23 protein-coding genes are annotated in these 24,957 nt (G+C 67.6%); 8 read left to right on the top strand and 15 right to left on the bottom strand.

Going from position 1 to position 24,957, the window contains the following annotated elements:
* Window positions 1–62: 62 nt before the first annotated feature.
* The 5 genes from ACMGRF_RS07300 to ACMGRF_RS07280 all read right to left on the bottom strand — a co-directional run bounded on the left by ACMGRF_RS07300 (window position 63) and on the right by ACMGRF_RS07280 (window position 6,956).
* Window positions 63–980, bottom strand: coding sequence for a phosphoglycerate mutase (locus ACMGRF_RS07300; protein WP_049416270.1), 918 nt, complete (start codon window positions 978–980; stop codon window positions 63–65).
* A 4-nt stretch (window positions 981–984) separates the two neighbouring features.
* Complete coding sequence (greA, locus tag ACMGRF_RS07295; protein WP_005409483.1) at window positions 985–1,461, bottom strand: transcription elongation factor GreA; 477 nt, start codon at window positions 1,459–1,461, stop codon at window positions 985–987.
* Window positions 1,458–4,700, bottom strand: coding sequence for a carbamoyl-phosphate synthase large subunit (gene carB / locus ACMGRF_RS07290; RefSeq protein ID WP_414485768.1), 3,243 nt, complete (start codon window positions 4,698–4,700; stop codon window positions 1,458–1,460). Before carB ends, greA begins: the two co-directional genes overlap by 4 nt.
* A 147-nt stretch (window positions 4,701–4,847) precedes the next feature.
* Entirely contained in the window at window positions 4,848–5,975 is a 1,128-nt protein-coding gene (carA, locus tag ACMGRF_RS07285; protein ID WP_049441159.1) for a glutamine-hydrolyzing carbamoyl-phosphate synthase small subunit, read from the bottom strand.
* Between the two features lie 309 nt (window positions 5,976–6,284).
* Complete coding sequence (locus ACMGRF_RS07280; RefSeq protein ID WP_414485913.1) at window positions 6,285–6,956, bottom strand: 4-hydroxy-tetrahydrodipicolinate reductase; 672 nt, start codon at window positions 6,954–6,956, stop codon at window positions 6,285–6,287.
* A gap of 261 nt (window positions 6,957–7,217) precedes the next feature.
* On the opposite strand from ACMGRF_RS07280, the gene ACMGRF_RS07275 reads away from it, so the two are divergent.
* Window positions 7,218–7,679 (top strand): DUF4304 domain-containing protein, encoded by a 462-nt coding sequence (locus tag ACMGRF_RS07275; RefSeq protein ID WP_049416279.1) that lies wholly within the window; start codon window positions 7,218–7,220, stop codon window positions 7,677–7,679.
* An 85-nt stretch (window positions 7,680–7,764) separates the two neighbouring features.
* Here ACMGRF_RS07275 and ACMGRF_RS07270 read toward each other — a convergent pair whose 3' ends face one another.
* Genes ACMGRF_RS07270 through ACMGRF_RS07260 form a run of 3 tightly spaced genes read right to left on the bottom strand, consistent with a single transcriptional unit; the run spans window position 7,765 to window position 10,126 of the window.
* Complete coding sequence (locus ACMGRF_RS07270) at window positions 7,765–8,010, bottom strand: DUF6587 family protein (protein ID WP_049416281.1); 246 nt, start codon at window positions 8,008–8,010, stop codon at window positions 7,765–7,767.
* Entirely contained in the window at window positions 8,010–9,875 is a 1,866-nt protein-coding gene (feoB, locus tag ACMGRF_RS07265; protein ID WP_049416282.1) for a ferrous iron transporter B, read from the bottom strand. Before feoB ends, ACMGRF_RS07270 begins: the two co-directional genes overlap by 1 nt.
* Entirely contained in the window at window positions 9,872–10,126 is a 255-nt protein-coding gene (locus ACMGRF_RS07260; RefSeq protein WP_005416370.1) for a FeoA family protein, read from the bottom strand. Before ACMGRF_RS07260 ends, feoB begins: the two co-directional genes overlap by 4 nt.
* 119 nt (window positions 10,127–10,245) lie before the next feature.
* Here ACMGRF_RS07260 and ACMGRF_RS07255 point away from each other — a divergent pair, with 119 nt between their 5' ends.
* The 5 genes from ACMGRF_RS07255 (at window position 10,246) to yeiP (ending at window position 13,817) form a co-directional block, all read left to right on the top strand.
* On the top strand, window positions 10,246–11,034 hold the full coding sequence (locus ACMGRF_RS07255; protein ID WP_049416286.1) for an enoyl-CoA hydratase/isomerase family protein: 789 nt from the start codon (window positions 10,246–10,248) through the stop codon (window positions 11,032–11,034).
* Between the two features lie 2 nt (window positions 11,035–11,036).
* A complete protein-coding gene (locus ACMGRF_RS07250; protein WP_049441164.1) occupies window positions 11,037–11,438 on the top strand; it encodes a VOC family protein in 402 nt (133 codons plus the stop codon).
* A complete protein-coding gene (locus ACMGRF_RS07245; protein ID WP_049413506.1) occupies window positions 11,435–12,331 on the top strand; it encodes a hydroxymethylglutaryl-CoA lyase in 897 nt (298 codons plus the stop codon). The genes ACMGRF_RS07250 and ACMGRF_RS07245 overlap by 4 nt, the downstream gene beginning before the upstream one ends.
* Before the next feature lie 100 nt (window positions 12,332–12,431).
* Complete coding sequence (locus ACMGRF_RS07240; protein ID WP_099487498.1) at window positions 12,432–13,202, top strand: SDR family oxidoreductase; 771 nt, start codon at window positions 12,432–12,434, stop codon at window positions 13,200–13,202.
* A 48-nt stretch (window positions 13,203–13,250) separates the two neighbouring features.
* Window positions 13,251–13,817 carry an elongation factor P-like protein YeiP gene (yeiP, locus tag ACMGRF_RS07235; protein WP_005409468.1) on the top strand — a complete coding sequence of 189 codons (567 nt, stop codon included), beginning with the start codon at window positions 13,251–13,253 and terminating at the stop codon, window positions 13,815–13,817.
* A gap of 162 nt (window positions 13,818–13,979) precedes the next feature.
* On the opposite strand, the gene ACMGRF_RS07230 is transcribed toward yeiP, so the two are convergent.
* The 4 genes from ACMGRF_RS07230 to ACMGRF_RS07215 form a co-directional block, all read right to left on the bottom strand.
* Complete coding sequence (locus tag ACMGRF_RS07230) at window positions 13,980–14,672, bottom strand: COG3650 family protein (RefSeq protein WP_049441167.1); 693 nt, start codon at window positions 14,670–14,672, stop codon at window positions 13,980–13,982.
* Window positions 14,673–14,755: 83 nt separating this feature from the next.
* Window positions 14,756–15,148: a nuclear transport factor 2 family protein gene (locus ACMGRF_RS07225; protein ID WP_414485767.1), complete on the bottom strand. Its 393-nt coding sequence runs from the start codon at window positions 15,146–15,148 to the stop codon at window positions 14,756–14,758.
* Window positions 15,129–18,278: a multidrug efflux RND transporter permease subunit gene (locus ACMGRF_RS07220; RefSeq protein ID WP_180880869.1), complete on the bottom strand. Its 3,150-nt coding sequence runs from the start codon at window positions 18,276–18,278 to the stop codon at window positions 15,129–15,131. The genes ACMGRF_RS07225 and ACMGRF_RS07220 overlap by 20 nt, the downstream gene beginning before the upstream one ends.
* A 36-nt stretch (window positions 18,279–18,314) precedes the next feature.
* Window positions 18,315–19,463 carry an efflux RND transporter periplasmic adaptor subunit gene (locus ACMGRF_RS07215; RefSeq protein ID WP_414485766.1) on the bottom strand — a complete coding sequence of 383 codons (1,149 nt, stop codon included), beginning with the start codon at window positions 19,461–19,463 and terminating at the stop codon, window positions 18,315–18,317.
* Between the two features lie 129 nt (window positions 19,464–19,592).
* On the opposite strand from ACMGRF_RS07215, the gene ACMGRF_RS07210 reads away from it, so the two are divergent.
* On the top strand, window positions 19,593–20,309 hold the full coding sequence (locus ACMGRF_RS07210; RefSeq protein WP_099495370.1) for a response regulator: 717 nt from the start codon (window positions 19,593–19,595) through the stop codon (window positions 20,307–20,309).
* On the top strand, window positions 20,309–21,385 hold the full coding sequence (locus ACMGRF_RS07205) for an ATP-binding protein (RefSeq protein ID WP_049413288.1): 1,077 nt from the start codon (window positions 20,309–20,311) through the stop codon (window positions 21,383–21,385). The genes ACMGRF_RS07210 and ACMGRF_RS07205 overlap by 1 nt, the downstream gene beginning before the upstream one ends.
* Here the strand turns inward: ACMGRF_RS07205 and ACMGRF_RS07200 are convergent.
* From ACMGRF_RS07200 to ACMGRF_RS07190, 3 genes are all read right to left on the bottom strand, one after another.
* Entirely contained in the window at window positions 21,363–23,159 is a 1,797-nt protein-coding gene (locus ACMGRF_RS07200) for a DUF4105 domain-containing protein (protein ID WP_049413290.1), read from the bottom strand. The two genes, ACMGRF_RS07205 and ACMGRF_RS07200, sit on opposite strands and share 23 nt — an antisense overlap.
* Before the next feature lie 40 nt (window positions 23,160–23,199).
* Entirely contained in the window at window positions 23,200–23,499 is a 300-nt protein-coding gene (locus tag ACMGRF_RS07195) for a DUF2388 domain-containing protein (RefSeq protein WP_049413291.1), read from the bottom strand.
* 61 nt (window positions 23,500–23,560) lie between these two features.
* Window positions 23,561–24,949, bottom strand: coding sequence for an FAD-binding oxidoreductase (locus ACMGRF_RS07190; RefSeq protein ID WP_134709170.1), 1,389 nt, complete (start codon window positions 24,947–24,949; stop codon window positions 23,561–23,563).
* Window positions 24,950–24,957: the final 8 nt, after the last annotated feature.

The following is a 24,957-nucleotide window of genomic DNA, read 5'->3' as shown; positions in this document are numbered from 1 at the left end:
TTGGGAGGCAGCGCCGTTTTCCGATGGAAAACGGATCCGACCCCGCTCGGCCGAGGCGCCGCTCAGTCGTGCAGCTGGCGCGGCTTCTTCCAGAACTGCCAGCGCTGGCCTCGATCCAGCTGGAACTGCAGGCCGTCCTCGAAATCCAGCACCAGCCGCTGCAGCTCACCACGCTTCAGCGCGGCCAGCAGCGGACGGATCGCATCATTGCCGAGCTGCTGCAGGGAACGCAGCTGGCGCAGATCGACCAGTGCATCCACCGCCTGCTCGCCATCCACGGCTACGCCAGCCGCCAGGGCCAGGCCCTGCAACAGCGCGTCGCGGCTGCGCACCTGCGCGTGTGGGGTGCTGACCGACACCGGCATCACGCCGCCGCCCCAGAACCACAGCGAATTGATCGGCTGTTGTCCCTGCGCGGCGCGCTGCTGGTTCCAGGAATGGTTGTGCAGCAGCACCTGCGCCTCGGTCATCAGCGCCCGCCAACGGCGGCCGCCCTCGCCTTCCGGCAGGTGCGAGAACAGGTCATCGCCGAGGACCTCGTCCGGACTGTCGAAGTCTGGCAGCACCAGGTCGATCGGAAGCCGCAGGTACCAGCGCGACGGGTCCGGTGCGTCAAGCACGAACCCGGCATCGGCAAACAAGGGCTGCAGCACCGGCAGCAGGGCCAGGCTGTCGGCCAGCGTCGGCCGCAGCGTTTCGCCGTAGGCCATCATCCGCGCGCCATGCATGTCCGGCACCATGCAGGCCGGATCGGCACGCAGCCAGCTGGCGCCGGCGGCATCGCCGACGTCGCGCTGGCGGGTCAGCGCGGCCACCGGCCAGTGCGGCGCGGCAACCGAGAAATGGCGTGCCAGCTGCGCGCGTTCGCCTGGCGCGACCTGCACCGTGGTGGCACGGCCGAGCGCACGTGCCACATCGTCCGGCAACGCAGCCGCGGCAAAGCGGCTGCGGGCCGGCAACAGCAGGGTCGCCGTTGCCACCGTGTCAGTCCACGTAGCTGACGCTGACGATCTCGTACTCGCGCTGGCCGGCCGGGGCGTCGATCACGATCGAATCGCCTTCCAGCTTGCCGATCATCGCGCGCGCCACCGGCGAGGAAATCGCGATCAGACCCTGCTTGATGTCCGCCTCCAGGTCACCGACGATCTGGTACTTCTTCTCTTCGTCGGTTTCCACGTCGGCCAGGGTCACGCTGGCGCCGAACACCACCTTGGAGCCGGCATTGAGCTTGCTCACGTCGATGATCTCGGCATGCGACAGCTCGCCTTCCAGCTGCTTGATGCGGCCCTCGATGAAGCCCTGTTCCTCGCGCGCGGCGTGGTACTCGGCGTTCTCCTTCAGGTCGCCATGCTCGCGCGCTTCGGCGATCGCGGCGATCACCTTCGGGCGCTTGACCGACTTCAGGTGATCCAGTTCGTCGCGCAGCTTCTGCGCGCCCTTCATGGTGATGGGGGCTCTCATGCATTCAACTCCTTGTGCAGCTCCTGCAGCGACCAGACAGGGCCGGTGCCGCGGAATTCCAGTGAATCCACCAGCGCCTTGGCGCCGGCAATGGTGGTCGAGTAGGTGACGCGATGCTGCAGCGCCTCGCGACGGATCGAGAACGAGTCGTTGATCGCCGAGCGACCTTCGGTCGTGTTGACGATGTAGACGATCTCGCCGTTCTTGATCGAGTCGACGATGTGCGGACGGCCTTCGACCACCTTGTTGATGATCTCGCAATCCATGCCGTGCTGCTGCAGCCACGCAGCGGTGCCACGGGTGGCAATCAGGCTGTAGCCACGCGCCAGCAGCGCCTTGGCCACCGGCAGCACGCGCTTCTTGTCCGGGTCGCGCACCGACACGAAGGCCTTGCCGACCGGCGGCGCCTTGATGCCGCCGGCTTCCTGCGCACGCGCGAAGGCGGCGTTGAAGGTGCGACCCACGCCCATCACCTCACCGGTGGAGCGCATCTCCGGCCCGAGGATCGGATCGACGCCCTGGAACTTGGCGAACGGGAAGATCGCTTCCTTCACCGAGTAGTAGTCCGGCACGATTTCCTTGGTCGCACCCTGCTCGGCCAAGGTTTTGCCGGCCATGCAGCGGGCGGCGATCTTGGCCAGCGCCATGCCGGTGGCCTTGGACACGAACGGCACGGTGCGCGAGGCACGCGGGTTCACTTCCAGCAGGTAGACGGTGTCGGCACCTTCGTCGCTGGTCTGGATCGCGAACTGGGTGTTCATCAGGCCCACCACGTTCAGGGCCTTGGCCAGCTCCACCACCTGGCGGCGCAGTTCGGCCTGGGTTTCAGCCGACAGCGAGTACGGCGGCAGCGAGCACGAGGAATCGCCCGAGTGCACGCCGGCTTCTTCGATGTGCTCCATCACGCCACCGATCAGGACGTTGCCGTCCTTGTCGGCGATGATGTCGACGTCGCACTCGACGGCGTTGTCGAGGAAGCGGTCCAGCAGCACCGGCGAATCGTTGGACACCTTCACCGCGTCGCGCACGTAGCGGGCCAGGTCGGCTTCACCGTAGACGATTTCCATCGCACGGCCGCCCAGCACGTAGCTCGGGCGCACCACCAGCGGGTAGCCGATCTCGCGGGCCAGCAGCAGGGCTTCCTGGTCGTTGCGGGCGATGCGGTTCGGCGGCTGCTTCAGGCCCAGCGTGTCGACCAGCTGCTGGAAGCGCTCGCGGTCTTCGGCCAGATCGATCGAGTCCGGGCTGGTGCCGATCACCGGCACGCCGTTGGCTTCCAGCGCGCGCGCCAGCTTCAGCGGGGTCTGGCCGCCGTACTGCACGATCACGCCCTTCGGCTGTTCCAGTTCGACGATTTCCAGCACGTCTTCCAGGGTCAGCGGTTCGAAGTACAGGCGGTCGGAGGTGTCATAGTCGGTCGACACGGTCTCCGGGTTGCAGTTGACCATGATGGTTTCATAGCCATCCTCGCGCAGCGCCAGCGCCGCGTGCACGCAGCAGTAGTCGAACTCGATGCCCTGGCCGATGCGGTTCGGGCCACCGCCGAGGATCATGATCTTGTCGCGGTTGCTCGGCGCGGCCTCGCACTCGTCCTCATAGGTCGAGTACAGGTAGGCGGTACCGGTGGAGAATTCACCGGCACAGGAGTCCACGCGCTTGTAGACCGGGCGCACCTTGTGCGCACGCCGCAGCGCGCGGATGGCGGCTTCGTTGGTGCCGGTCAGCTGCGCCAGGCGCGCGTCGGAGAAGCCGGCGCGCTTCAGCTTGCGCAGGCGTGCGGCGTCCAGCGCGTCGATGCCACCGGCAGCGACTTCGCCTTCCGCCGCGATGATTTCCTCGATCTGGTCCAGGAACCAGTGATCGATGAACGACAGTGCGTAGATCTCTTCCACGCTCATGCCGGCGCGGAACGCATCGGCCACATAGAACAGGCGCTCCGGGCCTGGGGCCTTCAGCTCGCGGCGCAGGGTCTGCAGGTCGTCTTCGCTGCCCAGGTCCAGGCCGGTCGGGTCGAAGCCGACCTTGCCGGTCTCCAGGCCACGCAGGGCCTTCTGCACCGACTCTTGGAAGGTGCGGCCCATCGCCATCACCTCGCCCACCGACTTCATCTGGGTGGTCAGGCGCGCATCGGCCGCCGGGAACTTCTCGAAGGCGAAGCGCGGGATCTTGGTGACGACGTAGTCGATGGACGGCTCGAACGAGGCCGGGGTCAGGCCGCCGGTGATTTCGTTCTTCAGTTCGTCCAGGGTGTAGCCCACGGCCAGCTTGGCGGCGACCTTGGCGATCGGGAAGCCGGTGGCCTTGGAAGCCAGCGCCGAGGAACGCGACACGCGCGGGTTCATCTCGATGACGACCACGCGGCCGGTCTTCGGGTTGATGCCGAACTGCACGTTCGAGCCACCGGTATCGACGCCGATCTTGCGCAGCACGGCGATGGAGGCATCGCGCAGGCGCTGGTATTCCTTGTCGGTCAGGGTCTGTGCCGGCGCCACGGTGATCGAGTCACCGGTGTGCACGCCCATCGGGTCCAGGTTCTCGATCGAGCAGACGATGATGCAGTTGTCCGCGGTATCGCGGACCACTTCCATCTCGAATTCCTTCCAGCCCAGCACCGACTCTTCCACCAGCACTTCGGTGGTCGGCGACAGCTCCAGGCCGCGGCTGACGATCTCGACCAGCTCTTCGCGGTTGTAGGCGATGCCGCCACCGCTGCCGCCCAGGGTGAAGCTGGGGCGGATGATGGTCGGATAGCCGACGCGGGTCTGGATTTCCAGCGCTTCGTCCAGGGTGTGGGCGACGGCGGCGGTCGGGCACTCCAGGCCGATCTCACCCATGGCCACGCGGAACAGCTCGCGGTCTTCGGCCATGCGGATCGCTTCGCGCTTGGCGCCGATCAGTTCGACGTTGTACTTCTCCAGCACGCCGTTGTCGGCCAGATCCAGCGCGCAGTTCAGCGCGGTCTGGCCACCCATGGTCGGCAGCAGCGCATCGGGCTTTTCCTTGGCGATGATCTTCTCGACCGTCTGCCAGTTGATCGGCTCGATGTAGACGGCGTCGGCCATCTCCGGGTCGGTCATGATCGTGGCCGGGTTGCTGTTGACCAGCACCACGCGGTAGCCCTCGTCGCGCAGGGCCTTGCAGGCCTGGGCGCCGGAGTAGTCGAACTCGCAGGCCTGGCCGATGACGATCGGGCCAGCACCGATGATGAGGATGGTCTTGAGGTCAGTGCGCTTGGGCATTTTCTTCTCTAAGTCAGTACAGCGTGACAAGGGGGAGTGATCGCACGCTGTCGATCAGGAATCTTGATCCGCAGCGCCGCGCCAGTGGCAGCAGCGATGCGGGGTTTACGGTCCATCGCGACGCCACCGGGGCCGGCGGCGTACTGATCACGCCTTGGCCTGCTCCATCAGCGCCACGAAACGGTCGAACAACGGACCGACGTCGTGCGGGCCCGGGGATGCTTCCGGGTGGCCCTGGAACGAGAACGCCGGCACGTCGGTGCGGGCGACGCCCTGGTTGGTGCCGTCGAACAGCGAACGGTGGGTCACGCGCAGGGTCGGCGGCAGGGTTGCTTCATCGATCGCGAAACCGTGGTTCTGCGAGGTGATCATCACCCGCCCGCTGTCCAGGTCCTGCACCGGGTGGTTGGCACCGTGGTGGCCGTGGCCCATCTTCATGGTCTGCGCGCCCGAGGCCAGGCCCAGCAGCTGGTGGCCCAGGCAGATGCCGAAGGTCGGGATCTTCACGTCGATGAAGGTCTTGATCGCGTCGATGGCGTAGTCGCACGGTTCCGGGTCACCCGGGCCGTTGGACAGGAACACGCCGTCCGGCTTCAGTGCCAGTACTTCGGCGGCCGGGGTCTGCGCCGGCACCACGGTCACTTCGCAGCCGCGCTCGGCCAGCATGCGCAGGATGTTGGTCTTCACGCCGAAGTCGTAGGCCACGACCTTGAACCGGGCCGGCACGCTGACGAAGGCATTGGCATCCAGGTCCAACTGGCCCTCGGTCCAGGTGTAGGTCTTCTCGGTAGTGACGACCTTGGCCAGATCCATGCCCTTCAGCCCCGGGAACTTGCGGGCGGCTTCCAGTGCCTTTTCCACGTCGATGTCGCCGGCCATCAGCGCACCGTTCTGCGCGCCCTTCTCGCGCAGGATGCGTGTCAGCTTGCGGGTGTCGATGCCGGCGATGGCGACCACGCCACGCTGGATCAGCCAGTCCTGCAGCGACACCTGGCTGCGCCAGTTGCTGGGACGGCGCGGAACGTCGCGCACGATCAGGCCGGCCGACCACACCTTGGACGCTTCATCGTCCTGGTCGGTCATGCCGGTGTTGCCGATATGCGGATAGGTCAGCGTGACCATCTGCCGGGCGTAGGACGGGTCGGTCAACACTTCCTGATAGCCGGTCATGGCGGTGTTGAACACCACTTCACCGACGGACAGGCCGGGCGCGCCTACGGATTCGCCCTCGAATACGGTGCCGTCTTCGAGGACGAGGATTGCGGCTTGGGTCACGGGAATCTCACTTTGGCTACCGAGGGGGCTGCCGAAGTCACGCCTGCGCTTCACGGAAATCCGGTTGCAAAAAAGCGCGGACGTACGGTCTGGGACCGGTCCGGCTTTCGTGATTCGGCGAGTGCGAATTGTAGCGCTGCCGGGGCGCTCGCGCCAGCGGTTATCGCGCTTCATGAACAGGCGATTGCGCATTCATTTCAATCCGGCCGCGTATGCGGCACCCGCTACCGGGTAGTGCCGGCCGCTGGCCGGCAATCCCATTGGCGTCCCGTAACCCAAGGTTGCCGGCCAGCGGCCGGCACTACCGCCTCACGCCAGCAGGTCCCGCACCCGGTAGCTGCCGGGGGCCCGGCCCTGCAGCTGGCGGGCGGCGAACAGGGCGCCGCGGGCGAAGATGTCGCGGTTGGTGGCCCGGTGTACCAGCTCGATGCGCTCGCCCAGCCCGGTGAACTGCACCAGATGCTCGCCAACGATGTCGCCAGCACGCAGGCTGGCGTAGTGCGGCTCCGCCCCGCCCCGCTGCGCGGCCGCGCCCAGGGTCAGCGCGGTGCCCGAAGGTGCGTCCTTCTTCTGCGTGTGGTGCGATTCGACGATATCGCAGTCCCAGCCGGCCAGCGCCTGTGCCGCACGCTCGACCAGCTCGTCCAGTACCGCCACGCCCAGGCTGAAGTTCGAGGCCCAGACCAGCGGAATCTTCGCCGCTGCCGCATCCAGCGCCTGGCGCTGCGTGCTGGAAATGCCGGTGGTACCCGACACCAGCCCTGCCCCGCGATCCACGCACAGCGCCAGCAGCGGGTCGAAGCCCTCCGGCAGGCTGAAGTCGATCGCCACGTCGAACACCGGCGCACCGGGCAGTTCGCTGGCCGCGAAGAACGGCACGCCGTCGACCACGCGCTGCGCCGGCGCACGGCCGGTCACCGCAGCCACGATCTGCAGGGTATCGGGATGTTCGGCGGCCAGCCGCAGCAGGGCCTGGCCCATGCGCCCGGAGGCGCCGTGAATGAGCAATCGCAGGGGAGTCTGGTTCATGCCTGAAGGCTAGCGGCAGCACGCCCGCTCCGGCAAGCGCCATCGCTGCGATGCTGGATGCCCCTCGCGCGATGGCGCGCATTCCTCGCGACGTGCGGCGTCATCTGCACGCCTCTGTCAGCCCGCGCGACACCGGCGGTGACGGGTTTGCCACTGGACGCGGCAACGCTCCCCTTCAAGTCTGTGGCCCTTCCCTCAGCCCGGGCAAAACCCATGAAATCCTCGACCGTCTTCAGCAAATGCGCCAGGAAGACCGGTTATGCCGGGACGTCGACCACGCGCTACCGCTTGCTGGATGCCGCCCTGCTTGTCGTGAATCACCAGCGCGCCAGCGAAAGCCGGGGCTTTTATGTGAATGCTGGACTCTACTTTCCAGAGCTGCTCGCGTATCCCCTCGCGCCTGACGATCTTGAAACGGCTTTCCGGTACCGCTCCAGCATTCCCACGCCGCATGTCGACTGGCGGATCGAAGAAACGCCGGGCCTGCGCCGGACCTTCATCCAGCAGGATCTTGATGACCTGCTGGAGGCCGGTAACCGCGACGCGTTGAAGGCCCTGCTGCTCGATGCCCTGGCCGACGTGGCCGGTTTCGCAGCAGCCCATGGAAACCGCGAATCGGTGCGGCGATTGAATCAGGACGGGAACTTCCGCGCGATCATCCGCAGAGAGGTCTGAACCCCGGCGCGTGCGAACCAGGGTTCGCACCCACAGGTGGAAAGTTCGCACCCTCCGGACAGCCGCCGTCGAGCATGGCTCGACGCTACTTCTTGGTCGGCCCGCAGCTGTCGCAACCGCCACAGGCGCCACCACCTCCACTGGCCGGCGGCGCGACCCTGCGCCCCAGCGCCTGCAGCCAGGCCGCGCGCCCCGGTTTCAGCAGGGCCAGCGCCAGCGTCCCGCGCAGCGTGCGCACGGTGCCCGGGAACTGCTTCTTCAGCACCACCCAGGCACTGACCAGCACGGCCACCGCGATGATCAGGTACTGGATCAGCAGCCCGGTATCCATCAGCCGCCTCCCAGCGCCCTGGTCACCTGGTAGGTGATCAGCGCGGCCACGTAGGCCGCAGCAAACAGGTAGAACGCGGCAAAGCCCATCTGCTTCCACGAGTTGGTCTCGCGCTTGATGGTAGCCAGCGTCGAGATGCACATCGGGGCGTAGATGTACCAGACCAGCAGCGACAGGGCCGTGGCCAGCGACCAGCCATCGCTGATCAACGGGGTCAGCGCCTGGCTGGCGGCATCGTCATCGGCGGCCGACAGCGCATACACGGTGGCCAGCGACGACACCGCCACCTCACGCGCGGCCAGGCCCGGAATCAGCGCGATGCAGATCTGCCAGTTGAAGCCCAGCGGTGCGAAGAACACCGCCATCGCATGGCCGATCCGGCCGGCGTAGCTGTAGTCGATGGCCGGCATCGTGGCATCGGCCGGGGCCGCCGGGAACGACAGCAACACCCACAGCAGGATGGTCAGCGCCAGGATGATGCCGCCGACACGCTTGAGGAAGATCATGCCGCGCTCATACAGGCCGACCGCCAGGTCACGCACGTGTGGCAGGCGGTACGACGGCAGCTCCAGCATCAGCGGATGCTCGCTTTTGTCGCGGCGCCACTTCTTCATGATCCAGGACATCGCCAGCGCACTGAGGATGCCGGCCGCGTACAGGCCGAACAGGACCAGGCCCTGCTGGTTGAACACGCCCCACACCGTCTTCTGCGGAATGAAGGCACCGATCAGCAGCGCGTACACCGGCAGGCGCGCCGAGCAGGTCATCAGCGGTGCGACCAGGATGGTGGCCAGGCGGTCGCGCGGGTCCTGGATGCTGCGCGTGGACATGATGCCAGGCACCGCGCAGGCGAAGCTGGACAGCAGCGGGATGAACGAGCGGCCGGACAGGCCGGCGGCGGCCATCATGCGATCGAGCAGGAACGCCGCACGTGGCAGGTAGCCGGATTCCTCCAGCACCAGGATGAAGAAGAACAGGATCAGGATCTGCGGCAGGAACACCACCACGCCACCGACGCCGGCGATGATGCCGTCGGTCAGCAGGCTGGCCAGCGGACCCTCCGGCAACACGCTGCCAACGAGAGCACCGAGCCAGGCGAAGCCAGCCTCGATGCCATCCATCAACGGCGTCGCCCACGCGTACACCGCCTGGAAGATCAGGAACATCACCACCGCCAGGCTGATCAGCCCGAACACCGGGTGCAGCAGCCAACGGTCCAGCGCGTCGTCGATCTTCGCGGTCCGCGCCGGCATCCGCACGGCGACCGACAGGATCTCGCGCACCTTGGCGTGGTAGTCGATGCCACCTTCCGGGCCCGGCACCGGCGCATCCAGGTGCGGCACCATCGCATCGAGGCGCTCGACCAGGGCCCTGGCACCCTGCTTGCGCACCGCCACGGTCTCCACCACCGGTACGCCCAGCTCGCGCTCCAGCGCGGCCACGTCCACCTGGATGCCACGGCGCTGGGCCGCATCGACCATGTTCAGGGCGACCACCATCGGCTTGCCCAGCTCGCGCAGTTCCAGCGCGAAGCGCAGGTGCAGGCGCAGGTTGGTGGCGTCGATCACGCACAGCAGCACGTCCGGCGCAGCTTCACCCGGGTAGAAGCCCCGGCACAGGTCACGGGTGATCGCCTCGTCCAGGCTGGCCGGATGCAGGCTGTAGGCCCCCGGCAGGTCGAGCACGGCGAATTCGCGGCCGGACGGCGCACGCAGGCGGCCTTCCTTGCGCTCTACGGTGACGCCGGTGTAGTTGGCGACCTTCTGCCGGCTGCCGGTCAGCTGGTTGAACAGCGCGGTCTTGCCGCTGTTGGGGTTCCCGACCAGCGCGATGCGCAGCGGTGCGGCGGAGACAGTAGCGGTCATGCACGTCGTTCCTGGCTGGCGGCGTCGACCACGACGCGCTTGGCTTCACTGATCCGCAGCGCGAACCGGGTGAACCCGACCTGCACCAGCAGCGGTTCGCCTCCCACCGGGCCCTTGGCCACCAGGCGTACTTCCTCGCCATTCACGAAACCCAGCTCGCGCAGGCGACGGGCAATGGCATCGTTGGCATGCAGGTCCTGCACGGACTCGACCACGGCCGAGGTGTGCAGCGGCAGTTCGGACAGCGTCATCTAGCGTGTTCTCTGCTGGATGTAAATGGTTCTCGATTCTAACATTCCCGCGTCGCGTCATGGCCCATGACCAATGGCCCGCTATGATCCATACAGGTATGGAGTGACCCTGGAATCCCATGAACGATGCTTTGCAGATCGAGCGCCGCGGCGCCGTCCTCACCCTCTGGCTCAACCGGCCGGAGCTGCACAACGCCTTCGACGCCAGCCTGATCGCCCGGCTGACCGCCGCGCTGGAGGCCGCCGGACGCGACGAATCGATCCGGGCCGTGGTGGTGGCCGGCCACGGCGCCTCCTTCTCGGCCGGTGCCGACATGCAGTGGATGCGCGGCATGGCCGCCGCCAGCGAGGCCGACAACCGCGAGGACTCGCTGGCCCTGGCGCGACTGATGCGCACCCTGGACGAGCTGCCCAAGCCGACCCTGGCCCGGGTCCATGGCGCGGCCTTCGGTGGCGGCGTCGGCCTGGTCGCCTGCTGCGACATTGCCATCGCAAGCAGCTCGGCGCGCTTCGGCCTGACCGAAAGCCGCCTGGGCCTGCTGCCCGCGGTGATCTCGCCCTATGTGATCGAGGCCATCGGTCCGCGCCAGGCCCGTCGCTGGTTCGCCACCGGCGAGCACTTCGATGCCGAGACTGCGCTGCGCATCGGCCTGGTCCACCAGCTGGTCGAGCCCGAGCGCCTGGACGAGGCGCTGGAGCGCCAGCTGGCCCTGCTCGACAAGGCCGGCCCGATCGCCTCGTCCACCGCCAAGCAGCTGGTCCGGCAGGTCCGCGACAGCCATGACCGCGACACCCTGGATCGCGATAATGCGGCCCTGATCGCGCGCCTGCGGGTGTCCGCCGAGGGCCAGGAAGGCCTGGGCGCCTTCCTCGACAAGCGCGCCCCTCACTGGGTCACGGAAGCCTGAACATGCTCGATCATCTTGGTTTGACCAGCGCCGACCTGGCGCGCAGCAGGACCTTCTTCCTGCAGGCACTGGCGCCGCTGCAGATCGGCGTGGTGATGGAAGTGAGCGCCGAACAGACCGGCGACCACGACCACATCGGCTTCGGCAGCGACGGCAAGCCGTTCTTCTGGCTCGGCAATGGCGGCACCGCCAGTCACGGCGTGCACGTGGCCTTCGCCTGCGCCAGCCGCGCGCAGGTGGACGCCTTCCACGCCGCCGCCCTCGCCGCCGGTGGCCGCGACAACGGCGCCCCGGGCCTGCGCCCGTGGTACCACCCGGATTACTACGCCGCCTTCGTGCTCGACCCGGACGGCAACAACATCGAGGCGGTCTGCCACCGCCCCGCCGATGGGGCAGCCGCATGAGCGATTACGTCCGCATTGTCGAGGTCGGCCCGCGTGATGGCCTGCAGAACGAAAAGCAGTTGGTGTCCACCGCCGACAAGATCGAACTGATCAACCGCCTGTCGGCCACCGGCCTGCGCAGCATCGAGGCGACCAGCTTCGTCAGCCCGAAGTGGATTCCGCAGCTGGCCGATGCCGCCGAGGTCTACGCCGGCATCCAGCGCCGCCCCGGCATCCACTACCCGGTACTGGTGCCGAACGAACAGGGCTACGACCGCGCCCGAGCGGTCGGCGTCGAGGAGGTGGCGGTGTTCACTGCCGCGTCCGAGGCGTTCAACCGCACCAATACCAATGCCAGCATCGACGAGTCGCTGGCCCGGTTCGAGCCGATCCTGCGCCGCGCAGCCGCCGATGGCGTGCGCGTGCGCGGCTACGTCTCCACCGTGCTCGGTTGCCCCTACCAGGGCGAGGTGCCGCTGGCCGACGTGGTGCGCGTGGCGCGCGCGCTGCACCAGATGGGCTGTTACGAAATCTCGCTGGGCGACACCATCGGCGTCGGCACCCCGCGCAAGGCACGGGCGATGCTGCAGGCGGTGGCGGCCGAGATTCCGATGGAAGCCTTGGCCGTGCACTTCCACGACACCTACGGCCAGGCCATCGCCAACATCGCCACCTGCCTGGAAGAAGGCGTGCGCGTGGTCGACAGCGCCGTGTCCGGCGCCGGTGGCTGCCCGTATGCCAAGGGTGCCAGCGGCAACGTCGCCAGCGAAGACGTGGTCTACCTGCTGCAGGGCCTGGGCCTGGACAGCGGCGTGGACCTGCCGGCACTGGCCGAGACCGGCCGCTGGCTGGCTGGCCTGCTCGGTCGCGCCACCGCCAGCCGCACCGGGCAGGCGCTGGCCGCCGCAGGTTGACCGTCGCGCTGCGCCGCCCTGCTGCGGCGGCGCAGTGCACAACAGCGACGGTCGCCGCTTCCGTTAGAATCGGCGGTTCTCGAACCAGCAGGACCGTGCAATGCAGCTGTCTTCCGTACGTGCCGTGATCACTGGCGGCGTCTCCGGCCTCGGCCTGGCCGTGGCCCAGCACCTCGTCGCCCAGGGCGGCAAGGTGGCCCTGTTCGACCTCAACGACGACAAGGGTGCAGCTGCCGTTGCCGGGCTGGGTGCCGACAAGGCCCGCTATTTCAATGTCAACGTCAGCGATGAGGCGGCCGTGGCTGCAGCCATCGACCAGGCCCACGATTTCCTCGGCGGCCTGAACGTGGCGATGAACTGCGCCGGCATCCTCGGCGCCGGTCGCGTGCTCGGCAAGGAAGGCCCGATGCCGCTGGCCGGCTTCCAGGGCACGGTGATGGTCAACCTGGTCGGCAGCTTCAACGTCGCCAAGGCCGCGGCCAACCGCATGCAGCACAATGAAGCCGGCACCGACGGCGAGCGCGGCGTGATCATCAACACCGCCAGCATCGCCGCCTATGAAGGCCAGATCGGCCAGGCCGCGTATGCCGCCAGCAAGGGCGGCGTGGTGTCGATGACGCTGCCGATGGCACGCGAACTGTCGCGCTTCGGCATCCGCGTCAACACCATCGCCCCAGGCGTATTCTGGACGCCGATGGTCGATGGCATGCCCGAAGCCGTGCAGCAGTCGCTGGCCGCCTCGATCCCGTTCCCGCCGCGCCTGGGCAAGCCGGAAGACTTCGCCAGCCTGGTCGGCTTCATCCTTGGCAACACCTACCTCAATGGCGAGACCATCCGCCTGGACGGCGCTACCCGCCTCGCTCCGAAGTGATTCCCCCGGGCGCCGGGACGGCGCCCTCCCCCAACGACCTAGATCACCATGAAAGCCAACGACATCAAGAAGGGCAACGTCGTCGAGTACAACAACGGCGTGTACCAGATCCGCGACATCGAGCGCAGCTCGCCGCAGGGTCGCGGCGGCAACGTCCGCTTCCGCTTCATCATGTACAGCGTGCCGGGCGGCAACAAGCTCGACGCCAGCTTCGATGCCGACGACAACCTGGTCGAGGTCGAACTGCTGCGCCGCCAGTCCACCTATTCGTACAAGGACGGCGATGCCTTCGTGTTCCTCGATGACGAGGACTACACCCCCTACACCCTGGACGCGGACGTGATCGGCGACGACGCCGGCTACATCACCGACGGCCTGACCGGCATCTACGTGCAGGTGATCGACGAGCAGCCGGTGGCGATCCAGCTGCCGGCCTCCGTGGTGCTGGAAGTGATCGAGACGCCGCCGGAACTGAAGGGTGGCACCGCCACCAAGCGCCCGAAGCCGGCCAAGCTCAACACCGGCATCGAGATCATGGTGCCGGAGTACATCGTCAACGGCGAGCGCGTGCTGGTGAACACCGCCACCGGTGAATTCGCCGGCCGTGCCGACTGAGCACCCTGCGCCGATCGCCTGCCGCTCCCTGCCTGCGGCGTGTTCGCCGCAGGCAGCGGACGGATCATCGGTGGCAGCGGTTGTGTAGAGCCGAGCCCACGCTCGGCTGCTGTGGGCTGGACAGCTACTGCAGCCGAGCGTGGGCTCGGCTCTACAGGTAACTTACGGCTGTTTCGCACCGAAGTTGCCGCAGCCATGGTACTGGCGGGTACCGACAGTCAGCATCGCCTTGGCCTCGAATGCCTCGCCGCTCATGTCATCCTGGCAGGTGGTGCGCTGGAAGCTGAGCTTGACGTCGGTGCCGTCGGACGCCTTCCCGCTCCATCCATCAGCGCCCTGGGTGGGTTTGGCCACGTCGAAGCGGCGCTCGCCATAGTCAACTTCCACCTGCAGGCCCGGCATATCGCCATCGACGACTGCAAGCCATCCAGGTTCATTGCCGGTGGCACGGAACGCGGCATTGCCGGCGCTGCCATCGCCTTCGGTAGCTTCCACCGCATGGCACTCGCGATCCGGTTCGCCCTTCAGGCTCAGCAGGCCATCATTGCTGCCCCTGGTCCAGAAGCTGTTGCCAAGGCCATCGCTGTACTTGGCGCCGGATGCCGCGCGCTCGGAGGTCATGGCGAAGCTACGCTCGCCGATCACCAGCGTGGCAGCATCCTCGCCATTGAATGTCGCGCCCACACTCAGATCACCACACTGGTAGGCGGTCTCGCTGCCACCTTCCGTGTTGGCGCTCGGCTGCGGCGTGGCAGGCGGGGCGTCATTGCTGCCCGCCGCGGGTGCCTGGGCCGGCTGGCACGCGGCCAGGACCAACCCCAGGGAGGCTGCCAACAGACTGGGAACTACACGCATGGCTCGACTCCTTGTCGACACTACAGGAATGCTCGACCCTACCACCTCGCGGTGAGCGGGGCCTGAAAACGGCCTGACCGCACTCATGCGGCCAGCACCGCCATCGACAGCAGCTGCGCACCACTGCCGCCGGAACTGCAGGTCCAGACCCGCAACAGGCGCAGCTTCACTTCGCGCTCGCCGCCCTGCTGCCAGACCGACATCCGTACGTCGCTGGACAGCAGTGCCAGGCGACCACACAGCAGCGTTTCAACTGCGTGCAATTGCAGGCCTCGCACCTGCAGGCTACCCGCCAGCCAATCGCCCAGCCACGGCAGCTCGAGCATGCGGCCGCCGTGGCCGTCCATCATGAACAAGGCCGGCGATACCAGCGCGGTCAGCGCATCGTGATTGTTCTCCAGCAGCGCTGCGCACAGGCGCTGCTCCAGCGCCAGCAACTGCTGCTCATGCAGATCTTCAACGATGTTCCGTTCCATCCACGGTTCCTCCCGGCATCGGCCGGCGCCTGCGCAGGCGTTGCGCGATCCACTGCCGCGCGCCCTGCACCACTACATAGAAGACCGGCACGAAGAACACGGCCAGCACGGTCGCACTGACCATGCCGCCGAACACACCGGTTCCAATCGCCTGCTGGGTTTCCTTCGACGCGCCCTGCGCCAGCATCAGCGGCACCACGCCCAGCGCGAATGCCAGCGAGGTCATCACGATCGGCCGCAGTCGCAGCCGCGCTGCCTCCAGCGCTGCTTCAACCAGGCCGCGACCCTGCTGCTGCAGCTGGCGCGCGAATTCGACGATGAGGATCGCGTTCTTCGCCGACAGCCCGATCACGGTGATCATCCCGACCTTGAAGAACACGTCGTTGGGCATGCCCCGCAACAGCACCGCGGCGACCGCGCCAAGCAGGCCCAGTGGCACCACCAGCAGCACCGCCAACGGAATCGACCAGCTCTCGTACAGTGCCGCCAGCACCAGGAACACCACCAGCATCGACAGCAGCAACAGCCACGGCGCCTGCGCCCCCGACTCACGCTCCTGCAGCGACTGGCTGGTCCACTGCAGGGCGAAGCCGGACGGCAGCTTCTCCGCCAACCGCTCCATCTCCGCCATGGCCTGGCCGGTCGATACGCCGGAGGCCGGTGCGCCGGACAGGTTCAATGCCGGGAAGCCGAGATAGCGCTGAAGCTGCAGCGGCGCCTCGGTCCAGTACGGCGTCACCAGTTCCGACAACGCCACCATGCCGCCCTCGCTGTTGCGCACGTACAGCTTCAGCACGTCTTCCAGCTCCATCCGGTGCGGCGCATCGGCCTGCAGGATCACCTGCTGCAGCCGCCCCTTGCTGGGGAAATCGTTGACGTACTGCGAGCCCATCGCCGCAGACAGCGTACTGCTGATCTGCTCGAACCCCACGCCCATCGCCTCGGCCTTGGCGCGGTCGATGTCCAGCCGCACGCTGGTACCTGCCGGCAGGCCATCGGCATGCACCTCCGACAGCAGCGGACTGGCCTCGGCCAGCTTCAGCAGCTGCTGCAGGGCCGCGCGCAGCTCGGCCTGGCCCTGCCCGGTACGCGCCTGCAGGGCCAGCGAGAACCCGGACGAACGGCCCAGGCTGTCGATCGCCGGGGGCATCACACTCATCACCTCGCCCTCGGCAACCGTGGCCATCGCCTTCTGCGCGGCCTCCACCTCGCCGGCCGCGGTGGCGCCAGCACGCTCGCCCCAGTCCTTCAGCATGGTGTAGGTCAGCGCCGCACTCGGGCCGGAACCGGAAAAACTGTAGCCGAGGATCGACTGGTTGGAGCCGATGCCCGGGCGCGAGGCCACGTGCCGTTCGTAGGCTTCGACCACCGCCAGCGTGCGTTCGGTGGTGGCTTCGGCCGGCAGCTGGATCGAGGTCATGAAATAGCCCTGGTCCTCTTCCGGCAGGAACGCGCCCGGCAGCCAGTGCAGGCCCAGCAGCAACGCCGCCACCAGCGCGGCGAACACGCCCATCACCCGCCCGCTCCGCCGCAACACCAACGCCACACCACGCTGGTAACGCCCGGTCATCCGCTCGAAGCCCCGGTTGAAGGCGCCGAACAGCCCGCCGCGACCATGATGGCCGTGGGTGGCCTGGCGTAGCAGGGTCGCGCACAGCGCCGGCGTCAGGCTCAGGGCCAGCAGCGCCGAGAACAGGATCGACACCGCCATCGCCACGGTGAACTGGCGGTAGATCGCGCCCACCGAACCGCTGGCGAACGCCATCGGGATGAACACCGCAGTCAGCACCAGGGTAATGCCGATCACTGCGCCGGTCAGTTCACGCATCGCCTTGATGGTGGCCTCGCGCGGTGGCAGGCCCTCCTCGGCCATGATCCGTTCCACGCCCTCAACCACCACGATCGCGTCGTCGACGATGATGCCGATCGCCAGCACCATGCCGAACATGGTCAACACGTTGATCGAAAAGCCCAGGGCCAGCATCACCGCGAAGGTGCCCAGCAGTGCGATCGGTGCGACCAGCGCTGGAATCAGCGTGTAGCGCCAGTTCTGCAGGAACAGGTACATCACCGCGAACACCAGCAGCATCGCCTCCAGCAGCGTCTGCACCACCTTCTGGATCGAGATCTTCACGAACGGCGCGGTGTCGAACGGGATGCTCGCTTCCACCCCGCGCGGCAGCAGCGGTGCCAGCTCAGCCATGCGTTCACGCACTGCCGCAGCGGTACGCACCGCGTTCGCGCCCGGGCGCAGCTGCACGCCGGCGGCGGTGGCAGGATGACCATCCTCGCGGGTGCCCCAGGCATAGCTCTGCGCGCCCAGCTCGACGCGGGCGACATCACCCAGCACCACCCGTGAACCGTCGGCGCCGGCACGCAGTACGATCGCCGCGAACTGTTCCGGCGTAGACAACTGACCGTCGGCGCTGAGCGGCACGGTGATGCGCTGGCCTGGAACACCCGGCGAATCACCAATGCGTCCTGGCGAAATCTCCAGGTTCTGCTGCTCGATGGCGGTTGCCACATCGCCCATGGTCAGGCCGTAGCCGGTCAACCGGGTCGGGTCCAGCCACACGCGCATCGCCTGCTCGGCACCGAACAACTGCACGCGGCCGACGCCATCGATACGGCGCAGCTCTTCGATGATGTTGCGCGCCATGAAGTCGCCCAGCGCGGCCTCGCTGACGCTGGCATCGGGCGAACGCAGGCCGACCAGCATCAGGAAGCCGGAATCAGCGGCCTCCACGAACAGGCCGTTCTGGCGCACGCTGCGCGGCAGCCGTGGTTCGATCGCCTTGATCCGGTTCTGCACGTCCACCTGCGCCAGCTCCGGATTGGTGCCGGGCTTGAAGGTGGCAGTGATCGACGCTTCGCCGGACGTGTCCACCGACGACTCGAAGTACAGCAGGTGCTTGACACTGGACAGCTCGCGCTCGATCAGGCCAACCACTGCATCATTCAGCGTCTGCGGGCTGGCACCCGGGTAGCTGGCATAGATGCTGACGCTGGGCGGGGCGACTGCTGGATAGCGCTCCACCGCCAGCCGTGGGATCGCCAGCGCGCCGGCCAGGATGATGAAGATCGCCAGCACCCAGGCGAACACCGGGCGATCGATGAAGAAACGTGCCATGTTGGATTTTCCTGGAGGGACCGGCCCGGAACAGGCTCAGCCCTTGCTGCCGGCCTGCACTGCACCGGCGCTGGCAACCGGCATCTGCCAGTCGCGCGCATCGACCACCACGCCTTCCTGCAGGCGTTCCTGGCCCTCGACCACCACCTTCTCGCCCGCCTTGAGGCCAGAACGCACCAGCCACTGGCGATCAACACTGCCCTCCACTTCCAGCGTGCGGATCACCGCCTTGCCGTCGGCGCCGATCACCCAGGCATAGGCCTGGCCACCGGCGCTGCGCAGCAGCGCCTGCTGTGGCACGGTCAATGCACTGGCCGGGGCACCGCGTGGCACTCTTGCACGCACATACATGCCGGGCAGCAGCTTCCGCTGCGGGTTGTCGACCAGGATGCGCAGGATGACATCACCGGTTCGCGCATCGACATTGATGCCGGAGAACAGCAGCTGGCCGCGTTCGGGCAGTGGCTTGCCGCTGGCGCCGATGATCGTCACCGGCCGCTCGCCGCCACCGGCGGCAGTCCGCTGCAGAGACTCCAGCTGCGCCGCCGGTTGGCGCACATCGACGTAGACCTGGTCGATCTGCTGCACCACTGCCATCGGCTCGGCATCGGCCACGCCGACCAGCGCACCTTCGGTCACCAGCGCCTGGTCGATACGGCCGGCAATCGGCGCACTGACCGTCGCATAGCGCAGGTCGAGCTGGCGACGCGACAGGATCGCGCGCGCTTCGTTGACTGCGGCGCGGGCCTGTTCGTATTCGGCGTGGGCGTCGTCGCGATGCTGCTGGCTGACGGCCTGCGCGGCGGCCAGCGCATGCAGGCGCTGCGACTGCACGCGGCTGCGGCCAAGCGCGGCCTCACTGCGCTGCAGGGCAGCCAGTGCCGAATCGACGTCGGCCCGGAACGCGGCCGGGTCGATCTGGAACAGGGCCTGGCCGGCGCTCACCTCGGCCCCCTGGTCGAACAGCCGGCGCTGCACGATGCCGCCCACCTGCGCACGGATCTGCGCGGTGCGCACGGCGGCCACGCGGCCGGGCAGTTCGTCGTCACGCTGCACCACCTGCGGGCCGACGGTGACCACGCTGACACGCGGTGCGGCTTCGGGAGTGGCTTCGGGAGTGGAGCAGGCCGTCATGGCCACGGCGAGGGCCGCGATCAACGCGACCGGAGTCCTGAAGGTTCTCATTGCTGTGCACAATGCCGCGCGGGCGGCGGATAGGTTCTGAAGCGCGCAGTGTGCGTGGCGATGATGGGGTTTCGATGGAGGAACTGTGGAGATACGATGGAGACAAGCACCTTACGGCCCCGCCCCTGCATGCATGCCTCCCCCGCCCTCGCCGCTCTCGTCCTGATCGTCGAGGATGAGGCCGAGATCGCCGATATTCTCAGCGCCTACCTGCAACGCGAAGGACTGCGCACGCTGCGCGCGGCCGATGGCCATAGCGCACTGGACCTGCATCGCAGCGCCCGCCCCGACCTGGTCCTGCTCGATGTACAGCTGCCACGCCTGGATGGCTGGAGCGTGCTGACCCAGCTGCGCCAGCGTGGTGAGACGCCGGTGATCATGCTGACTGCGCTGGACCAGGACCTGGACAAGCTGACCGCGCTGCGCATGGGTGCCGACGACTACGTGGTCAAGCCGTTCAACCCGGCCGAGGTGGCGGCGCGCGTGCGCGCGGTGCTGCGGCGTACGCTGCGCGCCTCGCGCGTGGACGCGCCCACTGCGCTGCGCGTCGGCCCGCTGCTGATCGACTCGGCCACCCACGCCGTGCACGTGGAGGGCGAAGGCTACAGTCACGAAGTGCTGCTCACGCTCACCGAGTTCAAGCTGCTGCACTGCATGGCGCTGGCACCGACCCGCATCTTCAGCCGCAGCGAGCTGATGCACGAATGCCTGCCGGAAAGCGAAGCGCTGGAGCGTACCGTCGACAGCCATGTCAGCAAGCTGCGCCGCAAGCTGGACGAAGTGGGCATGGTCAATGTTCCGGCCAGTGTGCGCGGCGTCGGCTACCGGTTGATGGCTGACCGCTGATGGCCCGACTGCGCCGTTCCGGGCTCAGCCGCCACATCATCGTCTCGATGTCACTGATGGTGATCGGCGTCATCGTGATGATGATCCTCTCGTCGTGGCTGCTGTATGCGGTGCTGGTCGAGTTCTTCCCCGGAAGTACCGAAGAGCCGGAAAGCTGGCTGCCGACCGGGCCGGAGCTGGCATGGATGGTGGGCGTGATCCTGACTGGTCTGGCGCTGGCCATCGCCGCCTCGTTCCGCCTCGCCCACCGCATCCTGTCGCCGTTGAATTCGCTGGTGGACAGCGTGCGTGCGCTCGCCAGCGGTGACCTTGGGGCGCGCGCCAGCGTCGAGGAGAATTCGCCGGGCGAAGTGGCGACCCTGGTTGAAGACTTCAATGCGATGGCGCGCCGCCTGCAGCACATGGAGAGCGAGCGCGCGATGTGGCATGCGGCCATCGCACATGAGCTGCGTACTCCGGTGACGATCCTGCGCGGCCGCCTGCAGGGACTGGCCGAGGGCGTGTTCCAGCCGGACGAGTCGCAGTTCCGCAGCCTGCTCGCCCAGGTCGAAGGGCTGTCCCGCCTGATTGAAGATCTGCGCGTACTGAGCCTGTCCGACAACGCACGGCTGGACGTGCGTCGCGCACGCACCGACGTGGTGGCCGAGGTGCATTCGGTGATGACGCTGGTCGACCCGCAGTTCCGCGCTGCGGGCTTCGTGCTGGAACTGGAAACCAGCCGCGAGGAACACAACGCGCACTGTGATCCCACGCGCCTGCGCCAGGCCCTGCTGGCGCTGCTGGAGAACGCGCGTCGCTATGCCAGCCCAGGCAAGGTACGGATCGCCGTGCATGACACGCCGGGCCATGTGCAGGTGGCCATCGAGGATGAAGGCCCGGGCATTGATCCCGGACTGCACGCCGACATCTTCACTCCGTTCATGCGCGCCGACGGCTCACGTTCGCGCCAGGGCGGTGGCAGCGGGCTCGGCCTGGCGGTGGTCAAGGCCATCGCCGATGCACATGGTGGCCGTGCCTACTGCACGCCCGGCAGCTGCGGCGGCAGCCGTTTCGTCATCGAACTGCCGCGCCAGTAGCCGGACCAGCGGCCTGCGTGCGCAGGTGTGCTCCCAGCGCGGCCAGATTGGCGTCGATCGCATCCATTTCCTCACGCTGCCGCGCCGGCAACTGCTGGCGAAGCTGCACACGCAATGCCTGCCATGCCGGTACCGCCTGCGCACTGGCAGTGGCCACGGCCGCAGACAGCAGCACCTGCTCGTCGCCCAGCGGCAACCCATAGCCGCCGTCCTGCAGCAGCGTCCCCGGGCGCAACCACTGCCCACTCTGCGCCAGCAGGCCGCGCAGGCTACGGGTTTCGGCGCTGTCCGCAGCAGCCAGCAACTGCCGCTTGAGCACATCGCGTGCTCGCAGCTCGGCACGCCGCTGTGCGGCCTGTTCCAGCAACAGCAGGCCGGCACTGGCGCGCAGGTCGCCCTTCAGCAGCCAGGGTGCCCGTTGTTCTGCCGGCAGCTTCAACCAGCCGCGCACATCGCGGGCGGGCAAGCTCAGCTGGGTCGCCGCCACTGTGAACAACTGCTGGTAGTGGTCGCGCGCGGAAGCGAAGTAATAGCCCTGTGACTGCGCTGCGTTGCGGTCCGTGAGTACCCGCTCGTCGAGCATGCCCAGCCGCGCCAGCCGGCGCTTGAGACCGCGCGGACTCAGCTGGGCCAGCCCGGCCTCGCCCAGCCGCGGCACTCCGGCCTGCAGCAGCTTGGCGGTCTCCACCGCACAGTTGTTGCTGACGAAGTAATAGCGCCCGTCATAGCTCCAGTGCACCTGGGCGGTGCGCTCGAGCAGGCTGGCGATCTCATCACGCTGCAGCCGCAATGGCAGCGACTGCAGGCCGCGCAGTTCGACCTTGGTGTACTCGTCCACCACCTGCTGCAGCGGCAGCACGAACAGCCGCGACGGGTAGCCGCCGGTCAAGCCGCGCCAGTTGGATATCTGTACGTCGCCCACGAACGCGCGGAAGGACAGCACGCGGTGGTATTCAAGATCCAGCCGGCAGTCCGGCCCCGGTGCACGCCCGGGCCTGCAGATCACCAATCGCAGCATGCTGTGGCCCCAGCGGCTCATCGGCTGTGCGCTGCCTTCGGCGAACAGGTAATCCACGGCGTAGACCCGCGCGGGGTCGAGCTGCAGCAGCGATGCCGCCCCCTCTTCCGATTCGGCCTGCAGCAATGGCAACGCGTTCGCGCAATGCGACTGCGGCAGCGATGGCGGCGTTCCGAAATGGGCCTGGTACCACTGCGCCAGTGCCGGGCGCCGGCAGGCAAACTCGCTGTCGAGCACGAAATGCTCGGCGTTCACTGCCAGGTACTCGGCCGGGCCCTTCAGTTCATACGCATCGGGACTGCGGTCACGGAAGTCGTTGTCACCACGGCCGAGATGCCAGGGCTTGCGCTGCCAACCCGCGAGGTCACGCCATCGCATGCTCTGCGACCAGTTCGCACCGCCACGGTCGGCGACGTGGGTCAGTTCATGCACCAATGCGCTGCGGCGCGCACGGCGGCTGCCGGGCATGCTGTCATCCAGCAGGTTACGGCGCAATGTGATGCGGCCGGCGAAAGCGCGGCCATGCACCTCGGCGGGAAGGTCATCACGCCAGCGCACCTGCACCTGAGGCGGCAAAGCGCGCCGCAGGCCCTCCGGCAGCAGTGACTGCACGTCGGCCAGGGTCTGGCTGGCGAGCTGCTGCTCTGCAGGGCTCAGCCCCGCCGGGTCGAGCTGCAGGCGATCGGCTGCGGGCGCGACGTGGGCGATCAGCAGTAGAGCCACGCCAAGCGTGGCGCCGTTCCGTGCAGATGTCATGGAGTTGCCGGCCAGCGGCCGGCACTACCCGAAGGCCGGATCAACGGGCCAGCAGCGCGCGGGCCAGTTCGAGGTCGCTCTGCTGCTGTGCGGTAGCGCTCTGCTCACGCAGGTGGACCAGCGCGGCCTGCAGGCGGGCGCCACGGATCTGGCCGTCGCTGGCGACGAACGCAGCGGCATCGTCGCGCGCAGCCAGCACCACCTTGTCATCACCCGAGCTGCTGCCCGAGGAGCCGGAGGAAGCACCGGTGGCCGAACCGGCCGAGGTGCCGGCGAAGCTGGAAGCAAAGCCGGCCAGCGGCAGGGACAACAGGGCGAGCAGCAGAAGCGGACGGGTCATCGTTCGAAGCCGGTTGTGAGGATGCGTGGAGCGTAACGGGTGCGTGAAGGATTTGCCCGGCTCAGGCGTCGAACAGCTTGCCGGGATTCAGCCGCGCTTGGGGATCGAACGCGCGTTTGACCGCCTTCATGAGCGCGATCTCGGCTGGGCCGCGGGTGCTGTCCAGGTAGCCCTTCTTGACCAGTCCGATGCCGTGCTCGGCCGAGATGCTGCCATCGAAGCGGGCCAGCACCTGCGCCAGCAGCTTGGTCACCTGCTCGCACTGCGCCACGAAGTCGGCGTCGCTGGTGTCGTCGGGCTTGAGCACGTTGATGTGCAGGTTGCCGTCGCCGATGTGGCCGAACCAGACCACGTCGAAGTGCGGGTAGGCCTGCCCGATCAGTGCCTGGGTCTCGGCCAGGAACGCCGGCATCGCCGAGATCCGCACCGAGACATCATTCTTGTAAGGTTTGTAGCGCGCCAGCGACTCGGTGATGCCTTCGCGCAGGCGCCACAGCTGGGCCGCCTGGGCGTCGCTGGCACTGATCACACCGTCGCTGACCCAACCGTTGCCCATGCAGTCCTCGAAGGCCGCCATCGCTGCCGCTTCCTGCGCCTCGTCGTTGGCGGCGAACTCGGTAACCACATAGTACGGATGCACTTCGTCGAACGGCGCCTGCGCGCCGTGCGCCAGCACATGCTCCAGCGCCCGGTCGGTGAAGAACTCGAAGGCCTGCAGCTGCAGGCGCGCGCGGAACGCGGCGAACACCTGCATCAGCACTTCGAAGCTGGGTACTGCCAGCAGCATCACGTTGCTGGCCGGCGGCGGATCGGTCAGCTTCACCGTCGCCTCGACGATCACCCCCAACGTACCTTCCGAACCAATCAGCAGCTGGCGGAAGTCATAGCCGCTGGAGTTCTTGATCAGGCCCTTGTTGAGCTCGAGCAGTTCGCCGCTGGCGGTGACCACCTTCAGCCCGGCAATCCACTCGCGGGTGTTGCCGTAACGGATCACGCGGATGCCACCGGCATTGGTGGCGATGTTGCCGCCGATCGTGCAGGAACCACGCGCGGCGAAATCCACCGGGTAGATCAGGCCGTGGTCCAGCGCGGCGTTGTGCACGGCTTCCAACGGCATGCCGGCCTGCACCACCAGGGTGCGATCGACCGCGTCGTAGGCCAGCGCCTTGTTCATCCGTTCCAGGCTGAGCACCAGCTCGCCGTTGGCCGCCACCGCGCCACCCGAGAGACCGGTGCGGCCGCCCGACGGCACCACCGCCACGCCCTCGGCGGCACTCCAGCGCATCACCGCCTGCACTTCCTCGACCGTGGCCGGCAGTGCGACCGCCAACGGCGCAGGCGTCCAGCGCCGGGTCCAGTCGCGCCCGTAATGCTCCAGGTCGGCCGGGTCGGTCTTCAGCTTCAGGCCGGGACAGGCCTGCTGCAGCGAGGCAATGCGGGAATCGGTCATGACGGTCC

This window comes from Stenotrophomonas sp. EMP41 (genome assembly GCF_047495535.1).
GTDB classification, from domain to species: domain Bacteria; phylum Pseudomonadota; class Gammaproteobacteria; order Xanthomonadales; family Xanthomonadaceae; genus Stenotrophomonas; species Stenotrophomonas sepilia.
Note: the sequence above shows the minus strand (reverse complement) of the source record. Positions and strands in the feature narration are given on the sequence as shown.